Consider the following 22,001-nt stretch of genomic DNA (forward strand, 5'->3'; position numbering starts at 1 on the left):
CCGGCTTCACCTATATACTACGGTTTCAGCGGCGAATACTACATCAAATCTCAAATTTTTTCAAAGTTATTGTACCAAGCCGCTTACGCGGCAGCAAGTTCTAAAAATAATTTCACCTAATTCCTCAAAAAAGTAGCAGTTTTTGAAGATATGTTGTATTGTTAAGTTACGGGGAACTGTCCAGTCTGGCGATATTGACCGAGCAGGGGCAGGGGCTGCTGAACTTTGATTATGCCTATGACGGGAACAGCAACTCCTTACATCAGAACTGAATCTGTGATTTGAAAAAGGAAGGAAAGGGAAAATAATCCAAACATTATATGCTGTTATGGATTTATGGGGAAAAGGATGGGAAAGAAAATTATTGAAAGATGGAAAAACGACCCTATATGGAAACAGAGATGGGAGCGGATTGCCCTCTGGATATTCAGCGAAAACGAAATAATTGACACTGTAGAAGACATGGAATATACCTCAAATGGATATTTGGATTTGAGAGGTTTTCCCTTAAATGTTTTTATCGCTATACAGGAATATACAAATCTTCAAAGAAATGAACTGCTGCAGGATTCGGGAGGAGCTATCGCCAACAAAAGATTTGAAAAAGTCGATTTTTCATATGCTGATTTAGGCGGTCGAGTAATAGAAAAGTGCAAATTTTATGATTGTGTATTTGAAAATACCATGATGCGTGACATTGCTGAGACGAAAAATGTATTTGTCAATTGTGTTTTTAGGAAAGGAATTTTTGGAGGCTTTTTAGGCATGGGAGAGAGTGATTACAAGGATGTACAATTTCACTCTGTTAAAATGCATAGAACCCAAATGTGGTGGCCCAATTTTGAGAATTGTCTTTTCCATGATTGTAACTTAAGAGGTACAGACTTCGGCGGGGCTCATTTTAAAAATGTCAAGTTTGTTGGAAAGATTGAGGGAGTATGGTTTCGAGGAAAGAGACCCGATCGCTATAAAGAAAACTGTAAGTGGAGGCCGGAAATAGACGAGCGTTGGGATCAGATTCTTCCAATGGGAGCAGATTTTTCAGAAGCTGCATTAAGCGATTTGACAATCAGTGATTCGTGTGATCTTTCAGAAGTGATTTTGCCGAGTGACGGAAGCTGTTATCTCGTTCCTGATCTTGATGCTGCGAGAACTGATATCAATATGCGGCTTAAAAAAGAGGAAAACAGACTGCTGAAAAGGATGTTGGAATATTATTTTATGAAAATGGAAAATCAAAACATGGAAATACTGTGCCTGAATGATGTCTATCGTGAAATCCGAAAAGAATTTGCACCAGAAGAACAACAGGAAAATTTTGATTTGTGCAAAGAAGTCTGTAACGACTTATTGAATAAAAAAATATTAACTTTAGGCGTTAAATAATATGAGATATGATGAATTATATAATACTTTAAAAAGAGAAATTCCAGAAGGATACTCTTTTTTTAAAGTGAAAGAAAAAGAGTATCTGATAGATGGAACCGACGGAATGCACATAGTGTTCGGTATGGTTATAGTTCCATATATTCTTCATATTATCCAGAATAATAAAATGTCAGAAATAAACAAACTATTTTTATTTTTGGAAAATATGGCAATATGTGAAGATGTAAAAATAACAGAAGTTTTAGATTTCACAGTATTAGAGCAATTAGTGGATGAAGGACATGATACCATTGAACAATGTAAGCAATATATGGGAAAAAACACATTGATGCATTGTGGAGAGATAGAAAAATATTTTTTGTAACAACTTTTAGCACTTCTATTGACGATTACAAATCATCCATTGCTGTTGAAGCGCAGGTAGACACATATGACAATCCCAATTATGAAGAGTATCATGCTTGTGCAAAATTGTGCCTGGGCAGGAATAGTGGCTTTATTCATAAATGGAACCAATTCATGAACGAAGAAGTGGAAAGCGAGAAAATCTGCAATTTTGGATATTTCCGCGCATATGCTGTAAAAAGATATTTGCGTGGTATGGAATATGCTGAATGCAATCTGGGCGTGCATGATATTGCTGGCGGTGCTTTACGGAGCCGCCACGGGACACATGGCGGAGGTGACCAACGCGGCCTTGGACAGCGCGGGGGAGGCGGTATCCCTCTGCATCACAATGGCCGGGGTGGTGGCGCTGTGGATGGGGCTGATGGAGGTGGCCGGGAAGGCCGGGCTGGTTGAAAGGCTCACAAGGGGGATTCGGCCATTCCTGCGGTTCCTGTTTCCGCGGATCCCCCAGGGGCATCCTGCGGGGGAGTACATAGCGACGAACATCATAGCCAATGGATGATTTATAATAGGACTAAATAAAGAACCTTTTACTGCGAGGGCTTTATTTAGTCCTTTTTTCACTTCATCAGATTGTCTATATCTGAAATGTAGCGCTATAAAGGGAAAGCAGATTCCCTGCGGTTACTGCAGTATGCTGTACAAGAATTGTATCACATAAATACCGGTATTGGAAGTACATTTGTGTTGTCGGTTGGCTCTTATGGGCTAACTGGCATCGCAAATCAATTAAGTTGTATAAATTTATAGCACGTTAAATTAAGTTAGGAGGGCTGGCTATGAGTATGAGTACGGCGACAGGCGCAAGAAATAAGGAAGCCTACACAATTATTTTCAAGGACAAGCAGCACAAAGAATTTTACATGGATTTCCTGCCGAAATGCAGATACCAGGATGAGTACCATAAGGCGTTGGTGTACTGTCTGGGCTTAAGTGGGGACACGAGAGCCAATGCCCGGCAGATTTACGATTTTGAAACGGGAAACGTGAAGCCGGAATGCTTACAGGCAGGCTGGCTGACCAGTGGTAGCGGGAGAATCATCCGAATGGCATTTAACCTTTACTGTAATGGTACACCCAGTGTCTATGATTATGAGGAAAGTGAGGAGCAGCTGAAGGAATGCCAGTGCTATACAGTGGAGGATCTGTTCTGCTGTGGATATGCAGTTTATTTCTGGGAGGCGGTGAAACTGCGCTATCCGGAGTATGCACGCAAATAATTGAAAGGATTGGAGGGACAGGATGCTTAAAATTAGGATGCAGGGGACGCTTAAAGATTTGAAATGGTTCCGGCAGTTTTTGGAACGCAGTGAAGAAATCCAGGTGAACCGGGTGTCGGAGGCTTTTGCAAATAAGGGGACAAAGCGGTTCTTCCGTATGTATGCGGAAGTGGAAAAAGTAGAGAAGCGAAAATAAGGAAGTAGAAGAGATAAGCAGGAAGAAAAGCTTATAAGGAAAGCCGGAGGAAAATATATGTGTAGGTTATCTGAAAAAAGAACGAATGAAAACGGAAAGAGTGCTGTAAATGTTGGAGGTGCGGGGGACAGGTGTAAGATTATCGCCATATCGAACCAGAAAGGGGGAGTGGGGAAGACAACAACCTGCGTCAATCTGGGAATCGGGCTTGCCAGGGCGGGGGAAAAGGTTCTGCTGGTGGAGGCCGATGCTCAGGGCAGCCTTGCGGTAAGCTTAGGGATTTCGGAGCCGGACAAGTTGGATGTGACACTGGTGAATATCCTGGAGAAGGTCATCAATGACGAGGAGACCTGGCCGGGGGAAGGCATCATCCGCCATGAGGAGGGGATTGACTTTATCCCTGCAAACATTGAACTGGCCGGACTGGAGACTGCGCTTGTGAATATTATGAGCCGGGAGACGGTGATGCGCCAGTTCCTGAAGGAAATGCGGCAACGGTACGACTATATTCTGATTGATTGTATGCCCTCTTTGGGGATGATTACCATAAATGCCCTTGTGGCGGCAGATTATGTGCTTGTCCCTGTGGAAGCAGCCTATTTGCCCGTAAAAGGCCTTCAGCAGCTGATTAAGACCATCGGCAACATACACAGGAAGCTGAACCCTTCTCTGGAAATCCTGGGAATCCTGCTGACGAAGGTTGACCGCAGGACGAATTTTGCCAGGGAGACATCTGCCAGGATTCGGGAGGTCTACGGGGAAAGGGTACATATCTTTGGGAACTGCATCCCTCTGTCCGTGAGGGCGGCAGAGACTACAGCCGAAGGCAGGAGCATTTATCGCCATGACCCGAAGGGTGCAGTAGCAGAGGGGTATCTGTCCCTGACGGAGGAGGTGCTTGTGCTGGCCGGATGCGTGGACAAGCCCGTGGAAGTGGACGGGACAGAAGCGTCAGGCCTGCAGAAGGGAGGCCGGTAATGAGGGGAAGCAGTGCTCAGAAAATAAAGCTTACATCCTATGATGATCTGTTCGGCGGCGAGGGGCAGGCATCGGGAGAAGCCATTACATCCGTCCCAATCAGCCAGCTCCATCCCTTTAAGAGTCATCCGTTCCGTGTCTCTGATGACGCAAAGATGCAGGAGATGGTAGAGAGCGTGAAGAAATACGGGATACTGGTGCCGGGGATTGTACGCCCTTATGCTGAAGGCGGCTATGAGGTGGTGGCGGGGCATAGGAGATGGAGGGCCTGTGAATTGGCCGGGCTTGTGGAAATGCCAGTCATCATACGGAAGCTTGATGATGATGAATCCACTGTAATCATGGTGGACTCCAACATCCAGAGGGAAGACCTCCTGCCCAGTGAGAAGGCGAAGGCCTACCGGATGAAGTATGAGGCCCTGAAGCACCAGGGCAGCAGGGAAGGTGGCAGAACCATTGAGGAAATGGGTGGGACTGCCGGGGAGAGCGGCAAGACAGTCCAGAGGTATATCTGGCTGTCCCGCCTTTCAGACGGGCTGCTGGACATGGTGGACAGGAAGCGGATTGGCTTTGTGCAGGGGCTGGACATCTCTTTCCTTTCCGCAGAACAGCAGGGATGGGTGCAGGAGATTCTGGAAAGGCAGGGAACCTCCATCAGCACCTCCCAGTCTGCCAGGCTGAAAGGGCATGGCAGGCTGGGGGAGCTGACCCCTGCGCTGGCGGAGGCAGTCCTGACGGAGAGGAAAGAAAAGGCGCGGAAGATAACCATCGGAAAGGATGCGGTAAGGAAATATTTCAGTGACGATTACAGCAGCGAGGAGATCGAGCGGATCATCCTGGAGCTGTTGGAGGGCTGGAAGGAAAGGCGGGAGGCTGATGGGTTATCTGACTAGCGGGAACCAGATTGTGGACGCTATGGGCTCCCTGAACATAACGGGGAACATAATACCGACAATCTGGTATAGGACAATCCTGCGGGAGAACGGCAAGCCCTACCTTCTGGCCATTGCCATATTGGCGGACATCGTGTACTGGTACCGTCCTGTTGAGGTGCGCGATCCTGCCACAGGGCAGGTATCAGGCTGGAAAAAGAAGTTCTCCGGGGACATCCTGCGGCAGAGCTACCAGTATTATGCGGATTTATTCGGGGAATCGAAGAAGACTGTAAAGATGGCTATCGACAGGTTGGAGACGTTCCGTGTGCTTAGACGTGAATTCAGAACGATTTTCCATGGGGAAGGGCTTGTATCGAACAATGTGATGTATCTGAGATTGGTGCCGGAGCAGCTGTACCGGCTGACTTACCCGGAGGCAGAGCCGGGCAGTGTCTGGGAAGAAAAGGCATGCCGGGCGGGTACTGGTGAAGGTATGGGAGGGGGACTCCCTGCAGAACCGGGTGCCGCTGTGGGAAGGGCAGTGGGAGGGTTCCCTACAGATTTGGATACAGGTATGGAAGAACTGGGAGGGAGCCTTCCTACAAATTTTCACATAGGTGTAGAAGAATCGGGAGGGAGCCTCCCTACAAATTCGGATACAGGTATGGAAAAACCGGGAGGGAGCCTCCCTACAAATTCGGATACCCCTATGGAAAAATTGGGAGGGAGGGGTGTACAAAACGGGATACAGGCCCCTACAAATTGGGAGGGAGGTGGTGCCGGGAATTTCCAGGGCCTGTCCCCAAATTCGGAGGGAGTACCCTCCCAAAATGTAGGGACGTATACAGAGATTACTTCAGAGAATACATACAGAGATTATAATACATCTATCAATCCATCTATCCGTGGCAGCAGGGCAGATATGGCTGATGGGATGGAGGATGTGGATGCATGCATGGCGCTAATCAGGCGGAACATAGAGTATGAGCATCATATGAGGTTTGACAGGTCTGATGAAAGGAGCCTGTATGAAGAGCTGTATGCAGTGATCTGTGAGGTTGTCTGTGTAAGGCACCGCTCTGTCCGGGTGGGTGGGGAAGAATATCCCCATGCACTGGTAAAGGAACGGTTTCTGAAGCTGGGCGAAGACCATCTGCGCTATGTGATTGAGTGTATGCGGAATACATCAACCAGGATAACGAATATCAAGGCTTATATGATTACGGCTCTTTACAATGCGCCCATGACAATGAACCACTACTATCAGCAGGAAGTCAATTATGATATGCGTGGCGGGGGCTGGCAGAATGCGGAGGTAGAACGGGAGAAGGAATAGAGGTGTGGAGTCAACTTGTGGACATTATGTCCACAAGTTGGCAGACGGAGAAATACTGTAGGATGTATGCCAGATAAAAGGTGGGAGCGGCAGGAGAGTTGGCTGCTTCCATTTTATGCGTAGTGGCCGATTTGGATAAAATCTATTCTGGTGTCACTTGTGGACATAATGTCCACAAGTTGGCAGATGGAGAAATACTGTAGGGTATATGGCAGATAAAGAATGGGAGCGGCAGGAGAGTTGGCTGCTCTCGTTTTATGTGTGTAGTGGATGATTTGGATAAGGCTGCTCCGGTATCACTTGTGGACATAATGTCCACAAGTTGATTGGAGAGAGATATCCATAGGCTGATAACCACGGATTATTTTTTGCCTGTGGGGCCTGCCATAAAAAAGGAGAGATTGTAAATGGGAAAAAAGGACGAAATGCTTACTGTTGAGGAACCTTTGTATCATGATACATGGAAGCTGCTGAAGAAATACAGGGATGTGGTGTGGAGCTTGGAACTTTCCGTGCAGCAGGTGCGCAACAAGTTTGAGATTGAATATGGGAACACGATAGAGGACTTTCTTGATTCAGTCTATCTGGCGGGGGCCGACATTGCAGGGAGCGACATTGAGCATCACGCTCAGTGCATTGAGCGCAGCCACAGGATGCTGAAGCTTCTGGACAGTGCCATTGATTTGCTGAGGAATAAGCATAAGAATGGCGAGAGCTATTACTGGCTGTTATATTATTCCTATCTTTCACCGCAGCAGATGCGGAACGTGGAGGAGATTATTGAGAAGCTGCGTCCCCATATCAGGGATATAAGCATGCGCACTTATTATAGAAAGAGGCAAGAATGTATTGGAGCGCTGAGTTCCATTTTGTGGGGGTATACATCTAAGGACAGCAAGGAGGTTCTGGAGCAATTTGTTCCGGGAAAACAGGAGACAACATAACCGATATAAGAGAATTATGAAGTGCATGATGCCGGAGCTTATATGCAGAGCTTTACTGGATATGGAAGCGTAGACGACTAAGAAAATAGGTAGGACTGAATATTTTAGAAAGAGGAAAAAGTGATGAAAGATATTATTGTATGGACAGTTATAAATATTATAGTGAACTCAGTTATTGTAGCGATAGTGGCAACGCTATTTAAAAAAGGAGTCAATCTGGGGTGGAAAGAAGTGGGCTTCTCGGTGAAGCAGATTAGGCAATGGCGCAGCCTACGGCCATACTATGTCATGAATATTTATTATAAAGCGGAGGCGTACTTATTAGTAATATCCAAAAAGGATTATATGGAACTTCGGAAGAATGAGACGGGAAAGACTTACGTTTATATCAGGGAATTCCCAGCATGGTTTCTGAATCCGAATTTCGAGAAGTATGATTTCTCACTATGGGAAGTGGACTGGCATGAGAGGGACAGGAAAAATTGCCAGAAGACATTTCTCTTTATATTTATTGTGCTTGAAGCACTCATCTTTATGTTCGCTTTAGAGGTACAGTAATGGTAGATGATAGGATTGCTTTTGCATTACGTTAAATCGGCACGAAATTGGCACGGTTTTGCTCTTTCACCGAAAATCTCCATATGATAAAATGAATATGCTGAAATCTGTACCCAAAATAGAAAGGACTAAGAATGCACCCTACAGAGAGGTGCATTTTTAGCCTTTTCTGTTTTTGAGACCAAAACTATGAAGGAGGATTTGAAGTTGAAGAAAAAGACTTGCCAGCAGCACACACAACTACAGGAAAAGAGGGCACTCTGGTACAGAAAACTACCCATAGCCCATGCCGCCTATGGTGTCTTTCTGGGGACTATGACTTTCCTTGTATCTACGCAACCCGTATTCGCCGGGGAGAATGGAGGGGTAAATGTATGGACAAAGGCCAACGAGATCATGAAGGACGTGTACAGCCAGATTCTTCTCATCTCTACAGTGGCCGCCATCGTTACGGCTTCGGTAGCGCTCCTGATGATGAATTTTTCCCGCTCCGGGCGAACCGTGGACGAGAGCAGGGCGTGGCTGAAGCGCATCTGCATCACATGGGCAGTACTGAACGGCCTGGGGTTCATCATGGCCTATATCACTCCGTTCTTTGCGGATGGCAAGTGGGGTGGCTGATGTACCGGACAAATGGTTTGCAGGATGCGTTGCATGTAGAAGGGAGTGATTTCAGATGGGCATTTTAGACGGGATTGTGGAATGGATTGCAGAGCAGGTGATGAATGGTTTGGATTTGGTGACCTCCTCGGTGTTGGGGGCGCTGGGCTGCGATATGGCGGTGTTCCTGCGCTATTTCCCTGCCGCAGGCACCATGTACCAGATATTCGTAGCTCTGGCCATCGGCATCATCCTGCTGAACTGGATATGGCAGTTATTCAAGAACTTTGGCCTGGGAGCAGGCATTGAGGCGGAGGACCCGGTGAAGCTGAGCGTCCGTTCTGTGCTGTTCATTGTACTGGCTTACTTTTCGGACGATATCGTGAACACGGTTTTAAAGATTGGCGGTACGCCCTACAACTGGATTCTGGACTCGGAGCTGCCGCCCATCAGCTTTGCCAGTTTCAGCTCTGTGGCGACGACCATCATTGGTGTGGTGGCAAACGGAGGCGTGGCATTGATTGTGCTGATTCTGGTATTGATACTGGCATGGAACTACTTAAAGCTTCTGTTTGAAGCGGCAGAGCGGTATGTGCTGTTGGGGGTACTGGTCTACACGGCGCCCGTGGTTTTTTCTATGGGGGCCTCCCAGTCCACCGGGAACATCTTCAAGGCTTGGTGCAGGATGCTCGGGGGACAGATTTTTCTCCTTGTGATGAACGCCTGGTGTCTGCGGCTGTTCACTTCCATGGTGGGGACGTTCCTTGCAAATCCGCTGTCGTTATGAAGGAAAGGCGCAGTTTTAAGATGCCGACATATGGAGCGCCAGGGGATGAAGAGTGATTTCATGCTATGCTTCTGAAAGGGCGGTTGTGGCAAAGATAGATTTCTGGAAAGTTGATGAAGCATTGAAACACGAAAACAATACTTACATATCAGGAGGATGACAGATTATATGAAAAAATTGAGAGGACTGTTAGCGGCAGCGTTCCTTACAGCGGCGCTGTCTTTTGCTGTCTGCCAGCCCGCTTTTGCCGTATCGGAAGCGGATGTGCAGGCGAAGGTGGAGGCATCCGGAAAAGAGTCCGTCTCCGGGAACCTGCTGATCTGGTTCCTGTGCGCCATAGCGTTTCTGAAGGTATCCCAGAAGGTGGATTCTTTTATGTCGGGTCTGGGGATAAACGTGGGGCATACGGGCGGCAACATGATTGCGGAGCTGATGGTGGCGGCAAGGGGTCTGGGGGCAGCTAAGAATGTGGCTGGCGGACGTTTCGGCTTTGGCGGCGGGGGTTCCGGCGGCAGCAGGATGGGAAGTCCTGGCAGGAATGGGAGTCCAGGAAGCCCGGGCGGCGCAGGAGGATTCCTGTCGGGCGGTCTTGCAGGCGTGGTAAGCAGACAGGTGAGGAACGGCGCTGCTACAGCCGCTACCGCTGCAGCTGGTATAGGAAAGACCGGCGGCTCTGTATCTGGGAAAGGAAAAGGCGGCATGTCCGGGGGGATTTCCGGCATGGTGGGAGGACAGATTTACAAATCTTCCGTTAGCAAAGGCGGGAGCTTTGCCAACGACATCATCGGCAGGGTCGCAACAGGCAGTATTGCCGTGGATGGCGCCATAGAGGGGACGCAGGCGGCAGAAGCCCTGCAGTCTTATATGGGCTACACTGCACTGGGAGCCGGAGCGGCAAGTGTCCCCGCCTTTTCGGATGTGGAGATTGGCGGAGGGCGAATCACAGGAAAGGAGACTTCTGCGAAGCATCCGGGCGGGATTGCTTTTGGGATGTATAACGCTGCTCAATACGCTGCGCCGGAAGGGGCATTTGATACAGTGCATACAGCTGACGGCACTGCATGGTATAGGCAATACGCCGTAGATGCCGTGGAGAAATCGCCTTACATGGCTCCGGATGGTTCCGTTGCCTACAATGAGACCATTGTAAAGAAACTGCCCCCGGCACCTAAAAGAAAGGACAGGATATAGATGGGAGAAGAGAGGAACGGGATGGAGGAATTCCTGCAGAGAGGCTCCATGGCAGCCCAGTTCGCCAGAGGAGCCGTAAAGACAGGGAAAGCGGTGTCTGGAGCGGCAAAGGGTGCGGCTGTGGGAGGTCCTTATGGCGCCGCAGCCGGAGCATTGTGGGAGGGGAGGAAAAAGATTGGAAAAGTTATTGCTGCCATGGCGGCGCTTCTGCTCCTGCCGGTGCTGTTCCTGGCTATGCTTCCCGGCCTGCTGTATGACGGCTTTTTATCCTGGGTAAGCCCTTCGGATCCGGACACGCCTGTACTGAACAGCAGTACCGCCATCACGGAGAATGCAAACAATATCACCTTTACCATAAACGGCATCCTGAGTGAGGCACTGGAGGAGATGCAGGCGGAGATGGAAGCGGATTTTGCGTCCTCCGGCGCAGACTGCATGGAAGTGGTGAACCCTTATGCGGCAGACCTGGTGTACAATGCTAACTTGTTCGCGTCCCAGTATTGTGCTTTCCGGAATGACGATTATGAAAGCGTCTCCATAGCGGACATGGAGGATGTGCTGCGGGAAGGGAAAGGGCATCTCTATTCTTTCCGGAGGAGGGAGGAGACACGGGAGAGGACGGAGACAGACCCGGAGACCGGGGAGGAGGAACAGATATCGGAGAGATGGATGGTCTATACCGTCTCCTACAATGGGGAGCAGTATTTTGCAGACCAGGTGTTCCATCTGACGGAGGAGCAGAGGGCGCTGGCGGAGGACTATGCGGAGAACATGAGCCTGTTCCTGGGAGACGGTCTGTTGCAGAACCTTGCAGGATGGGACAGGAATTCCATCCCGTCACTGGGGGATGTAAGCTTTACGGACGGGGCTACAGAGGTGGTCTACTTCAATCAGTTGGATGAACGCTATGCAGCACAGCCCTATGGTACTGACTATATCGGCGGGTACGGCTGCGGCCCCACCTGCATGGCCATGGTGGTGTCCTCGCTGACGGAGGCGTATGTGGAGCCTACGGAGATGGCAGCATGGGCCTATGAGAACGGCTACTGGTGCAAAGGCAGCGGCTCCTACCATGCTCTGATACCGGGCGCTGCCGCAAACTGGGGGCTGCCGGTGTCCGGCTGTACCGTATCGGAGCCCCAGAGGGTACTGGATGCCCTGGCGGAAGGGAAGTTGGTGGTGGCCATCATGTCGGAGGGGCATTTTACGAAAGGCGGGCATTTCATTGTGCTGCGTGGGGTGAAGGACGGAAAAGTCATGGTGGCAGATCCGGCGAGCTATAACCGCAGCGGGCAGCTTTGGGAACTGGAGATTATACTGAAGGAGGCCAGCAGGCGTGCCGGGGCGGGCGGCCCGTTCTGGATTATCGGGTGAGCGGGAACATGTTCCGGGAAACGGAGGTGGAGTTATGTAAGGTGTTCTTATAGCCAGGCATATTGAGCCTGATGGATGCGGAAAAGAAAGAGAGAGGTAACAGATGGACAACCAGAATGAGCGTGATATCTATGTCATCCCGCCGAACTTCGTGGACACGGGGACTTTCTTTGGCGGGATGTTCAAGGCGCGGAACGTGATTGAGGCGGGCATCCTTGCAGGGGGTACGGGAGTCCCGGTTTTTCTTTTCCTGCCTGCGGGGCTGACGGTGCGGATTATCGTGCTGTGCCTTACCTCGCTGCCTCTGGCGCTGATTGGCCTGATTGGCATTTCGGGGGAGAGCCTGACATCGTTCCTGGCAATCTTCCTGAGATATCTGAGGAACCGCCGGGTGGTGGGAGGCGATGGGGAGGCGGTGCAGGGAGAAAGGGAAAAAGGCCGGAGGGGAAAGCTATATCAGGAGCAGAGTAAGGAAGCTTTTCCGGAGAGGGAAGAGTCCGGCACCAGAAAGCGTACAGGAGGCAGTAAGAACTGCAAAGGAAGAAAAGGAAGACAGGGCGGAATATCCGGATGGAGGCGTACCGGGGAAGAGGATTTTCCGGAAGAGTTTGACCAGGTGAAAGGGTATGAGATCCGCCAGAAGCTGCGCCCTGGCCAGAGCCGGAAGGGCCGGGAGGAATGGGATAATGATTGCAGCCAGCCGGAAAGCAGTTTCCAGAGAAGCAGAGGAGCAGAAACCGGACAGGCAGAAATGGGAGGGCAGGGTAGAAACAGCCAGAGGAGATATGGACGGGAAAAGACTGGACGGCGGAAATTCGGCGGACAGAATAAGGCAGAATCTTACCGCAAAAAGGGGCAGGAGCATTGTAATAAGGATTATATCCGGAAGCAGAATCAGCCTGAGGCCAAAGGCCGAAGCAGAGGAAAGGAAAAGCACAGGAATTCTCATCAGCCCCAGACTTTCCGCAACCCCGTAGCGGAATACCTGCCTATTGCAAAAGTGGCGAACGGCATCATCTACACAAAAGACCACCGCTATGTGAAGGTGGTGGAGGTGGTTCCCATCAATTTTCTTCTTAGAAGCGCCCGTGAGCAGAGGGGCATCATCTATTCCTTTGTCTCTTATTTGAAGATAAGCCCGGTGAAGCTCCAGTTCAAGGTGCTGACCAGGAGGGCAGATATCGGCCGTCACATCAGCACGGTGCGGAAGGAGATGGCGCAGGAGGCCAATGGGCAGTGCCGGCTCATGCAGAAGGATTATCTGCAGTTTGTGCAGCAGATTAGTTCCAGGGAAGCCGTGACGCGCAGGTTCTTCCTGATTTTTGAATATGAGCCATGGGATGCCAGATGCGGCAACGAGGAGGCGGAAGCCATATCACAGCTGCAGGGCGCAGTGCGCACGGCAGCCAACTATCTCCGCCAGTGCGGGAATGAGGTAATCATCCCGGACAATGAGGATGAGTTTACGGTGGATGTACTCTATAACCTGCTCTGCAGGAATGAAAGCGCAGAACAGCCGCTCTCCCGGAAAGTGCAGGAAGTGATGGAGGAGTACCGGGGCTTTGCGGGGGATGGTTGCTGCCGGGAAGGCATAGGGAATGGCAGCATACCGGCTGTAGATTTTTTTGCTCCGAAGTCCATCGACTTTGCCCACGGCCATTATATCTGTATTGACGGACTCTATTATGCTTATATGATGGTACCGTCTGACGGTTACAAGAGCCAGGTTCCTGCAGGGTGGCTGAGCCTGATTGTGAATGCCGGGGACGGGATTGATTTGGACATGTTCCTGTCCAAACAGCCGAAAGAGCAGATTATCCAGAAAGTGGGACAGCAGCTGCGCATCAACCGCTCCCGTATCAAGGACGCCAGCGACACCAACACGGATTTTGACGATATCGACAGCGCCATCCGTAGCGGATACTTTCTGAAAGAGGGGCTTGCCAACAACGAGGACTTCTACTATATGAACCTGCTGATTACGGTCACTGCATCCACGGTAGATGACCTGGAGTGGAAGGTGAATGAGATGAAGAAGCTTCTGCTTTCCCAGGATATGCGGGCCAGTGCCTGCCATTTCCGGCAGGAGCAGGCTTTCCTTTCCACGCTGCCTCTGGTTTCCATGGAAAAGAAGCTGTATGGGCGCACGAAGCGGAATCTCCTGACCGGGGGTGCGGCGGGCTGTTATCCTTTTACCAGCTATGAGATGTGCGATGACAATGGCATTCTTCTGGGAGTGAATAAATATAACAGTTCCCTGATTATCGTAGACATCTTCAATTCTGCTGTCTACAAGAATGCCAACATGGCAATCCTGGGTACCAGCGGGGCGGGGAAGACATTTACCATGCAGCTCATGGCCCTGCGGATGCGGCGGAAGGGCATCCCCATTTTCATCATTGCCCCATTGAAAGGGCATGAGTTCCACCGGGCCTGTGCCAATATGGGAGGGGAGTTCATTCAGGTATCCCCGGCGAGTCCCCATTGCATCAATGTGATGGAGATACGGCAGGTAGACCGTTCTGTAAGTGCGCTTCTGGACGGGCCGGACATTACTCTTTCCGAACTGGCGGAGAAGATTCAGCGGCTCCATATCTTTTTCAGCCTGCTGATTCCGGACATGAGCCATGAGGAGCGGCAGCTTTTGGACGAAGCCATGATACATACCTACAATGCGAAGGGCATTACCCATGACAATGAATCCCTGGCAGACCCGGAGTGTCCGGGAAGGTACCGTGAGATGCCGGTACTGGGTGATTTGTACCGGGCGCTGAAGGAAGCGCCGGAGACACAGAGGCTTGCGAATATACTGAACAGGCTGGTGAACGGTTCCGCCAGTACCTTCAACCAACAGACAAATGTTTCTCTGCAGAACAAATATACGGTGCTTGATATTTCTTCCTTGACTGGGGATTTGCTGACGGTGGGGATGTTCGTTGCTTTGGATTTCGTCTGGGACAGGGCGAAAGAGAACCGTACCGAGGAGAAGACCATATTCATTGATGAATGCTGGCAGCTGCTTTCCGGCGCCGGGGCGACTGGCACACGGCTTGCGGGGGATTTTGTTCTGGAAATTTTTAAGACTATCCGCGGCTACGGCGGTTCTGCAGTCTGTGCCAGCCAGGATCTGAACGATTTCTTTAATCTGGATGGTGGACGATTCGGGAAAGGCATCATCAACAACTCGAAGACGAAGATTATCCTGAACCTGGAGGATGAGGAGGCGGTGCGGGTGCAGGACGCTCTGCATTTGTCGGATGCGGAAGTCCTGGAGATTACCCATTTTGAGCGGGGGAACGGGCTGATCAGCACCAATAGCAACAATATAATGGTGCAGTTCAAGGCAAGCCCTCTGGAGAAGGAGCTGATTACTACGGACAGGCGGGAGCTGAAGGAGCTTGTGGAGCGGATGCGGCAGGGAGACGGGACGGAGTAGGAATGGTTATGGAGGGGAGGTGATGCCATTGAGAACCAGGGCAGAGATTTATGGGAAGGAGGCAGCAGCATTGCTTCAGGAGGTTTCCCTATACCCGGGAATTCGGAGAGAACAGATTCATGGCTTACATCCCGGGAAAGAGACTACAGTACATAACCTGCTCGCCCATCTGGAAAGGCAGGGGCGTATCGCTGAAGCGGAGGACGGGGGATTTTATCCTTATGGGGAATGTCCCAGAGCTCCTGACAGCGGCATGGTGCGGGCAGTATGGGTTCTGTTGGATTTTCTGGACAGGGTGGAGTTCCATTCGCCTGGGGACTTTCCTGTGAAGATTGTGTTCTTTTCCGGCGGGGAGATGTACGAGGTTGTCCATGCGGCGGAGGGGCAGGAAGCCCTTGTGTCCTATGCCATGGGGCGGAATAAGGAGGATGGCAGCCGCCGTATCGTGTTGGTGGACGGGCCTGGGCAGATTCCTTTGTTGGATTTTCCGGGGATAATCGGATTCTGTACCGTGGATTCGGCAGGGGATGTGAGTTATTACAAGAAGGGATGATTTTAGAAATGCGTAGGATATGCGGTTATGGCATCTTTACCGGAGCAGAACTATGCGGGGCTATATCAGAATCATACCGAAGGTAAGACCATACAAGAGACTATAGTTCATTACCTAAGGTATAAGGCGGCGAGGGGAGGTAGCAGAATGCTGCTAGGATAGGGGACTGTGATGACAGAATCCAGAATTTTACCGAAGGTATGTCGATGAGAGCAGAAGGCAGAATTTTACCGGGACATATGGACATGTGAGGCTAAACAGCAGTATGTTATCTGGTCTGTGAGACAAGGGCAGACAGTAGTTTTTTACCGGGACATGAAGCGGTATAAGCAGATGCTATTTTACCGAATGGCAGGGAAAGGCTGTCGGCTTTGAGACAGCATGTAGGGCTGTGCATGGCTCCATGAAGTTTAACGAAGGGGCAGAGGATAGAACGCTGTTTCTGGCGCTTTGCCAGAAGTATAAAGATACTAAGGAAAAATACCAGATATCTATCGAAAGGCATAAGGGACATAAGCAGACGGCTCCTATAGCCAGAGTTGTATTTTATCATTAAAGACTGGAGGGATATATTTTGAACAGAAAAATCATTTCACGCCGGATTTCAGATATCCAGAACAGCTTGTCGCGCCTGAACAGCCATGTGTGCGCCATGGACTCTCTGGACATCCAGCGTTACCCGGAAAACTATGAAACCATGTCAACGGAGGCAGCCCTGCGGGCAGAGGAGATTGCCTGCCAGATGCGGAGTCTTCTTTATGCATCCACGGGCATAGCCAAAACGGAGTATCTCGTGAAGGCGGGGGAGGCCCATGGCATAGAGGTAAATTATGAGGACGGCATCCTGGAGATTTCGATGCCCAGGCTCCTGCCAAAGCGGAAAGGGCGGCAGAGCAGCCTGTTCCTGACGGATCCGCTCCATGCCGTACTGGGGCAGTACATAAGGGAGCACTCTATCCCCGGGTTCCGGGAGTGCGTAGTGTGCGTCTCTCATGTATATGACCATGAACTGCCGGACTGGTGCAGAATGGACTATGACAACCTGCAGCAGAAGCAGATACTGGATACCATAGCCATGTATGTGATGGCTGACGACAGCGGCCTGCTGTGCGATGCCTATAACACTACAGAGCTGGGGGACAGAGACGGCACACGCATCTATATCATGGAGAAAGGGCGCTTTCCGTCTTGGGTTTCCGGGAGGGAAAAACGGATGGAGAACATATCGGATTTCTGACATGTTTGGGGCTATATTTTTCCTAGGCGGCCTCGGCAGCGGGGAAGGGCGTAGATACGGCATTTCCCGGCTGCTGCAGGGGGAGATGGATACCGAAGTCTTTAGTCGCCCCGGTAAAAAAGTGGCCTGCATTCCTGCAGCCAGATGCAGGGGAAGGAGGTGGCAGCTTATGGAGCGTAAGGACATGTTTCCCGGGCAGGACACGCTGGCCTACCGCATACTGGAGATGGCGGCTGTGTGCGGCGAACTCCCGGCCAGCCTGATTGGGCGTATTCCCGGCAGTACAAGTTATAAGGAAACAGTCATGACTGCATTGAGGAAAGGAGGATGGCTGAAGACCTGCTACAATGACAGGCTCCGTGGATACCGTCTGGGGCGGTTGGCAAAAGCGGTTCTTTTGGATGGCAGCCCGGAGCGTTTCTCATTCTATATCACGGGGAATGCGGATACGAATAGGATCCGGAGTGAGGCGGCGCGCCGTCTGAGGCTGCACCGTGCTGCAGAGGTATATGCCTCCATGATGAATGCCGGCGTGGAGGTGTTCCGGGATAAAAAGCTCAGGGTCTTTGCACCGGATGGCATGGAGGCTAGTGCTCTGGACATGGGGTGTCCTGCTTATTACAGCTCCAGAGAGATAAAGGAGATAGGGATAGATGCGGTGAAGATCCGCAGCTCCCGGATGATGGGGGTACTTCTGGCCCCATCCGGTATTTATGCCGTCTATAACAATGGCATGCACATGGCCAGATGGGACTACCGGGCAGAACTGAGGGCGAAGGTGTTCCTGGAGGTGGTGCTGTGCCGACAGAGGCTTTCTGCCATCTATGGAGGGACAGAGGCTTCCGGACTGCTGTTTGGAGATAGCCTGGAACTTTTCTGCCGTATCCTCATGGATGCCGATGGACGCTCACGGTGCTTTTTCCTGTTGGACAGGAACTATGAGCATTTCTATTATCTGACAAATGACCATCAGGGGGATGTTCTGCTGAGGCTGCTGTGCGACACCGGACGTAAGGCGGAACTGGACAGGATTCTGATGCAGGGGCTGCATGAAAAGGATGAGGGGTTCGTTGTGGAAAACGATGCCATGGACGAAAACGGGAACCCTGTGCTGTTCGGGTATTTTCTTGACATTCCCCGCATCAACCGATTTTGCACTGCGCTACAGATACAGGACAGACAGGGAACTATCATCTGCTTTGATTTCCAGAAGGAGGCATTAGCACGCTTCTGCGGCGGACAGGTGAAGCTTTCCGCTATTAGTTTTGAAAAATTTGAAAGGAGGTTTTTCCCATAGACAAGAGGAAATTAGTGAAAGGGCTGATGATTGCGCCTATGGCGGTGCTTGCCATTCTGTATGTGGGCGGCTATCTGGCCCAGTTCATCGGCAATTATGCCCTTTGGAAAGAAGGAGGAGGAAGCCCGGGGGACGGCACCGCCCCTTTGATGGCATCACCGGGGCTTATGGTCTGCTTCCAGGCAGCGCTGCGTCCGCCCCACGGCATTTACGGAATCTTTATCTGTATCGGTCTCCTTGCGGTGCTGCTTCTGGTAGTCATGCGGATTGGCTACAGCGATGCCGGGGAGTATGACGAGGACAGGAACTTTACTTATTCCGCCAAAGGGACTTACGGCACTTCCGGATGGATGGGGCGGAAAGAGATGGAGGGTGTGCTTGATCTGGTGGGGGATTTACGCCGCCACAGGGGGATTGTACTGGGGATGCTGGACAGGAAGTATGTCTGTGTGCCGGAGGAGACCAGACTCAACAGCAATCTGGCGGTATATGGTGCCAGTGGCAGCATGAAGACCAGGTCTTTCTGTATGAACCGCATCCTGCAGGGAGTTTCCAGAGGGGAGTCCCTTGTCATATGTGACCCTAAAAGTGAGCTGTACGAGAAGTCCAGTGAGTATCTGCGAGATAAGGGGTATACGGTGAGGGTGTTCAATCTGGTGAACCCGGAAAATTCGGATTCCTGGAACTGTCTTGCAGAGGTGGAGGGGCAGGAGCTGATGGCACAACTCTTTGTGGATGTCATCATTCGCAACACGAAAGGGGACAGCAAAGGAGATCATTTTTGGGACAGTGCTGAGATGAACCTGCTCAAGGCTCTGGTGCTGTATGTGGACAGGGGATATCCGGAAGAGAGCCGGAACATGGGGCAGGTGTACCAGCTGCTCACCCTGAATTCCGAGACGGCGCTGAACAGCCTGTTTGACGTGCTGCCCGCAACCCATCCGGCGAAAGCTCCTTACAGCCTGTTCAAGCAGGCATCAGACACGGTGCGTAGCGGCGTGGTGATTGGTCTGGGGAGCCGCCTGCAGGTGTTCCAGTCGGAGCTGATTCGGAAGATTACGGCACGGGATGAGATTGATCTGGAGCTGCCGGGGCAGGAGCCATGCGCCTACTTCCTCGTGACCAGTGACCAGGACAGCACTTTTGACTTTTTGGCATCCTTGTTCCTGTCGTTCGTGTTCATCAAGCTGGTGCGGTATGCGGATAAGAACTGCGAGGGTGGAAAGCTTTCGGTGCCTGTCCATGTTTTGGGGGAGGAGCTGACCGCTTGTGGAACTATTCCTGACCTGTCCCGGCGCCTGAGCGTGATTCGCTCCCGGAACATCTCCATGTCCTGCGTGTTCCAGAACCTTGCGGGGCTGCAGAACCGATATCCACAGAACCTCTGGCAGGAGATACTGGGGAATGCTGATGTGCAGCTTTTTCTGGGGTGTACGGACCCGCTGACGGCAGAGTTCGTTTCTTCCCGCACCGGGCTTGCCAGTGTAGCGGTTTCCAGTAAGTCAAAGCAGTTGGGGACATGGAGGATTTCCAACTACACGCCGGAATTCCGGGAGACCAGCGGCGTGGGGAAGCGGCCTGTGCTGACACCGGATGAAGTGCTGCGGCTGCCCATCGACAAGGCATTGGTCATCATCCGGGGAAAGAAGACCCTGAAGGTGGACAAGATGGACTACTCGAAGCATCCGGAATATCCACTGCTGCGCTCCTGCAAGGCGTCCGCCCATGTACCGGAGTGGCGGCGGATGGAGATGGAGGCGGGGGAGAAGAAAGCAGGGGGGCAAAAGGAGGGAACACAAAAGGCAAAGACGCAGAAGCGGACAGAAGCACAAACGGCCAAGAGGCAAGGGGATGGGATGAAAACGGCAGGAATGCAGAAAGTGGGAGATACACAGGATGTTCTTAGGAGCAGGACAGAGACTGTGTTGCAGAATTCAGGGAAGGAGGTGGCAAAGGCGGCACCGAAAACAGCATCAAAAACAGAGCCCAAAGCATCGGTCAGAAATGAGGCAAAACAGACAGCGGAAAAGCAGACATCAGGGAATGCAGTTTCAGAGAAGGTTAACAGAACCGCAGGCAAGCCGATGCCAAAGACAGAACCAGATGTAAAGACAGACTTGGGACAACCTGCAGGAATAGTGCTTACAGATAAGGATTCTATTATGGCGTAGGCATCTATAATGTATAAATCAAAACTATTGATTCTTAGAAAGAGAGGCAGATATATGGGAAGAAAAAAGGAAATAGTGGAAGTGGATGGAGTGGCTGTGGAAGTAGTCGGTGTTGAAGAGGCTTTCAGGGAGGGCGCAATGCAGCAGGGAGAAGCTGACAGCGTGGAAGAGGGACTGAATCCTGAAATGGAATCCGGTGCAGATGAAACAAGGGATATGGCGGACGATGAGGACAACATTGGAGATGATATGCTGGCGGATTTCATGGAAGAGGAAGATGTCCCTAAGGAGGTGGCGGCTGAAAAAGCCATTACGGCAAAACCTAAGCGTAGTCCTCGTAAAAAGAAATCGGCATCTGATAAGGCAGAGGGCGAAGTGGAAGCTTTGAAGGAGCAGAGCGATACGGAGATAGGGGTACAGCCTGAGACAGAAGCACAGCCAGAAGAAGAGCCGCTGATGGATTCATCATTGTCTACAGATAAAAACGATTTCGAGCTGCCGGAAGATTTTTCGGCTACAGATGCAGATCATGAAGATGTGGATTATGATGACGATACATTGGAATTGGATTCGGAGAACCTGGAAGATGCAGATGAATGGGAAGCATATAGCGGAAAGGAAGGGGAAAGTATAGAGGGAGATTCGGAGGAGACTGCTGTAGAAGAGACAGCAGATGAAACTTTGGTTGTAGGGAAAACAGAAGCCTCCTCTGATTCCATTTCAGAAAAACGGCAGGCAGACCCTGCAACCCGCCGTGCCGCTGGCGGAAAAAGGGCAGGAGCGCCTGTGCTGACACTGGAAGCCCGTGGGGAAGTAGAGACGGAGGAGAGCCGGGAGGATGTAATCTGGCACGAAATCCATAATGCCTACCGTACCAGGAGACTCCTGACCGGGCAGCTGGGCGGCATAGAGCAGACGGACAACGGCAAGACGATTGCCATCGTTGACTATAAGGGATTCCGAATCGTCATCCCCCTGAAGGAGATGATGATTAACGTGGGGCGGAACCCTTCCGGGCGGGAGTATGCAGAGCTGATGCTGCGGCAGAACAAGATTCTGGGGAACATGTTGGGGGCAGAGATTGACTTCATTGTGAAAGGCATTGACTCCAAAGCCAGAAGCGTGGTGGCCAGCCGCAGGGATGCCATGCTGAAGAAACGCCAGATTTTCTATCTGGATACGGATGCCTCTGGGATGTACCGTGTCCATGAGGGGCGCATCGTGCAGGCCCGGGTGATTGCGGTGGCAGAAAAGGTGCTGCGGGTGGAGGTCTTCGGGGTGGAATGCTCCATCATGGCCCGTGACCTTGCCTGGGACTGGATTGGGGATGCCCATGAACGCTTCTCCGTGGGTGACCAGGTGCTGGTAAGGGTCTTAAGCGTGCGGCGGGAAGGACTGGAGGAGATTGCGGTCAAGGCGGACATCAAGAGCGTGTCCCAGAACACGAGCCA

Annotated in this window: 19 protein-coding genes and 1 pseudogene; all 20 read left to right on the forward strand. The window is 51.1% G+C overall.

Annotated features, from left to right (window positions below; all coding sequences use genetic code 11):
• Nucleotides 1-348: 348 nt before the first annotated feature.
• On the forward strand, nt 349-1,386 hold the full coding sequence (locus Q2B33_RS15115; RefSeq protein ID WP_300887570.1) for a pentapeptide repeat-containing protein: 1,038 nt from the start codon (nt 349-351) through the stop codon (nt 1,384-1,386).
• 1 nt (nt 1,387) lies between these two features.
• Nucleotides 1,388-1,753: a hypothetical protein gene (locus tag Q2B33_RS15120; RefSeq protein ID WP_300887569.1), complete on the forward strand. Its 366-nt coding sequence runs from the start codon at nt 1,388-1,390 to the stop codon at nt 1,751-1,753.
• Nucleotides 1,754-1,996: 243 nt separating this feature from the next.
• On the forward strand, nt 1,997-2,299 hold the full coding sequence (locus Q2B33_RS15125) for a hypothetical protein (protein ID WP_300798325.1): 303 nt from the start codon (nt 1,997-1,999) through the stop codon (nt 2,297-2,299).
• 277 nt (nt 2,300-2,576) lie between these two features.
• Nucleotides 2,577-3,017: a DUF6075 family protein gene (locus tag Q2B33_RS15130; RefSeq protein WP_300789095.1), complete on the forward strand. Its 441-nt coding sequence runs from the start codon at nt 2,577-2,579 to the stop codon at nt 3,015-3,017.
• Nucleotides 3,018-3,039: 22 nt separating this feature from the next.
• Nucleotides 3,040-3,213, forward strand: coding sequence for a hypothetical protein (locus tag Q2B33_RS15135; protein WP_300798326.1), 174 nt, complete (start codon nt 3,040-3,042; stop codon nt 3,211-3,213).
• A 138-nt stretch (nt 3,214-3,351) separates the two neighbouring features.
• A complete protein-coding gene (locus Q2B33_RS15140) occupies nt 3,352-4,191 on the forward strand; it encodes a ParA family protein (protein WP_300914092.1) in 840 nt (279 codons plus the stop codon).
• On the forward strand, nt 4,191-5,084 hold the full coding sequence (locus Q2B33_RS15145) for a ParB/RepB/Spo0J family partition protein (RefSeq protein ID WP_300893222.1): 894 nt from the start codon (nt 4,191-4,193) through the stop codon (nt 5,082-5,084). The genes Q2B33_RS15140 and Q2B33_RS15145 overlap by 1 nt, the downstream gene beginning before the upstream one ends.
• Entirely contained in the window at nt 5,068-6,402 is a 1,335-nt protein-coding gene (locus Q2B33_RS15150; protein WP_300815849.1) for a DUF6017 domain-containing protein, read from the forward strand. The genes Q2B33_RS15145 and Q2B33_RS15150 overlap by 17 nt, the downstream gene beginning before the upstream one ends.
• A 407-nt stretch (nt 6,403-6,809) precedes the next feature.
• Nucleotides 6,810-7,346 carry a hypothetical protein gene (locus tag Q2B33_RS15155; protein ID WP_300815851.1) on the forward strand — a complete coding sequence of 179 codons (537 nt, stop codon included), beginning with the start codon at nt 6,810-6,812 and terminating at the stop codon, nt 7,344-7,346.
• A gap of 123 nt (nt 7,347-7,469) precedes the next feature.
• Nucleotides 7,470-7,904 carry a hypothetical protein gene (locus Q2B33_RS15160; RefSeq protein ID WP_300789100.1) on the forward strand — a complete coding sequence of 145 codons (435 nt, stop codon included), beginning with the start codon at nt 7,470-7,472 and terminating at the stop codon, nt 7,902-7,904.
• Nucleotides 7,905-8,219: 315 nt separating this feature from the next.
• Nucleotides 8,220-8,525, forward strand: coding sequence for a hypothetical protein (locus Q2B33_RS15165; protein ID WP_300789117.1), 306 nt, complete (start codon nt 8,220-8,222; stop codon nt 8,523-8,525).
• Nucleotides 8,526-8,580: 55 nt separating this feature from the next.
• A complete protein-coding gene (locus Q2B33_RS15170; RefSeq protein WP_300789101.1) occupies nt 8,581-9,291 on the forward strand; it encodes a hypothetical protein in 711 nt (236 codons plus the stop codon).
• Nucleotides 9,292-9,459: 168 nt separating this feature from the next.
• Complete coding sequence (locus Q2B33_RS15175; protein ID WP_300789102.1) at nt 9,460-10,482, forward strand: hypothetical protein; 1,023 nt, start codon at nt 9,460-9,462, stop codon at nt 10,480-10,482.
• Nucleotides 10,483-11,856, forward strand: a complete 1,374-nt coding sequence (locus tag Q2B33_RS15180) for a C39 family peptidase (RefSeq protein ID WP_300789103.1) — start codon at nt 10,483-10,485, stop codon at nt 11,854-11,856.
• Nucleotides 11,857-11,959: 103 nt separating this feature from the next.
• Nucleotides 11,960-15,292, forward strand: coding sequence for an ATP-binding protein (locus Q2B33_RS15185; protein ID WP_300815853.1), 3,333 nt, complete (start codon nt 11,960-11,962; stop codon nt 15,290-15,292).
• A 22-nt stretch (nt 15,293-15,314) separates the two neighbouring features.
• Nucleotides 15,315-15,845 (forward strand): DUF5697 family protein, encoded by a 531-nt coding sequence (locus tag Q2B33_RS15190; RefSeq protein WP_334306225.1) that lies wholly within the window; start codon nt 15,315-15,317, stop codon nt 15,843-15,845.
• A 574-nt stretch (nt 15,846-16,419) separates the two neighbouring features.
• Nucleotides 16,420-17,082 carry a DUF6100 family protein gene (locus Q2B33_RS15195; protein ID WP_300782819.1) on the forward strand — a complete coding sequence of 221 codons (663 nt, stop codon included), beginning with the start codon at nt 16,420-16,422 and terminating at the stop codon, nt 17,080-17,082.
• A 169-nt stretch (nt 17,083-17,251) separates the two neighbouring features.
• On the forward strand, nt 17,252-18,379 hold the full coding sequence (locus tag Q2B33_RS15200; protein ID WP_300782822.1) for a hypothetical protein: 1,128 nt from the start codon (nt 17,252-17,254) through the stop codon (nt 18,377-18,379).
• Between the two features lie 26 nt (nt 18,380-18,405).
• A pseudogene (locus Q2B33_RS15205) lies at nt 18,406-20,130 on the forward strand (VirD4-like conjugal transfer protein, CD1115 family); the annotation flags it as partial.
• Between the two features lie 474 nt (nt 20,131-20,604).
• Nucleotides 20,605-22,001: S1 RNA-binding domain-containing protein (locus Q2B33_RS15210; RefSeq protein WP_300823216.1), on the forward strand; the 1,397-nt coding region annotated here is incomplete at its 3' end.

The sequence above is a fragment of the uncultured Acetatifactor sp. genome, from assembly GCF_948601915.1.
In the GTDB taxonomy this organism is placed as follows: Bacteria; Bacillota; Clostridia; order Lachnospirales; family Lachnospiraceae; genus Acetatifactor.

What these genes read in the sequence shown, in the direction of transcription:
- Q2B33_RS15115 (WP_300887570.1), top strand. Translation starts at nt 349, where the DNA reads ATGGGAAAGAAAATTATTGAAAGATGGAAAAACGACCCTATATGGAAA.
- Q2B33_RS15120 (WP_300887569.1), top strand. Translation starts at nt 1,388, where the DNA reads ATGAGATATGATGAATTATATAATACTTTAAAAAGAGAAATTCCAGAA.
- Q2B33_RS15125 (WP_300798325.1), top strand. Translation starts at nt 1,997, where the DNA reads ATGCTGAATGCAATCTGGGCGTGCATGATATTGCTGGCGGTGCTTTAC.
- Q2B33_RS15130 (WP_300789095.1), top strand. Translation starts at nt 2,577, where the DNA reads ATGAGTATGAGTACGGCGACAGGCGCAAGAAATAAGGAAGCCTACACA.
- Q2B33_RS15135 (WP_300798326.1), top strand. Translation starts at nt 3,040, where the DNA reads ATGCTTAAAATTAGGATGCAGGGGACGCTTAAAGATTTGAAATGGTTC.
- Q2B33_RS15145 (WP_300893222.1), top strand. Translation starts at nt 4,191, where the DNA reads ATGAGGGGAAGCAGTGCTCAGAAAATAAAGCTTACATCCTATGATGAT.
- Q2B33_RS15150 (WP_300815849.1), top strand. Translation starts at nt 5,068, where the DNA reads ATGGGTTATCTGACTAGCGGGAACCAGATTGTGGACGCTATGGGCTCC.
- Q2B33_RS15155 (WP_300815851.1), top strand. Translation starts at nt 6,810, where the DNA reads ATGGGAAAAAAGGACGAAATGCTTACTGTTGAGGAACCTTTGTATCAT.
- Q2B33_RS15160 (WP_300789100.1), top strand. Translation starts at nt 7,470, where the DNA reads ATGAAAGATATTATTGTATGGACAGTTATAAATATTATAGTGAACTCA.
- Q2B33_RS15165 (WP_300789117.1), top strand. Translation starts at nt 8,220, where the DNA reads ATGACTTTCCTTGTATCTACGCAACCCGTATTCGCCGGGGAGAATGGA.
- Q2B33_RS15170 (WP_300789101.1), top strand. Translation starts at nt 8,581, where the DNA reads ATGGGCATTTTAGACGGGATTGTGGAATGGATTGCAGAGCAGGTGATG.
- Q2B33_RS15175 (WP_300789102.1), top strand. Translation starts at nt 9,460, where the DNA reads ATGAAAAAATTGAGAGGACTGTTAGCGGCAGCGTTCCTTACAGCGGCG.
- Q2B33_RS15180 (WP_300789103.1), top strand. Translation starts at nt 10,483, where the DNA reads ATGGGAGAAGAGAGGAACGGGATGGAGGAATTCCTGCAGAGAGGCTCC.
- Q2B33_RS15185 (WP_300815853.1), top strand. Translation starts at nt 11,960, where the DNA reads ATGGACAACCAGAATGAGCGTGATATCTATGTCATCCCGCCGAACTTC.
- Q2B33_RS15190 (WP_334306225.1), top strand. Translation starts at nt 15,315, where the DNA reads ATGCCATTGAGAACCAGGGCAGAGATTTATGGGAAGGAGGCAGCAGCA.
- Q2B33_RS15200 (WP_300782822.1), top strand. Translation starts at nt 17,252, where the DNA reads ATGGAGCGTAAGGACATGTTTCCCGGGCAGGACACGCTGGCCTACCGC.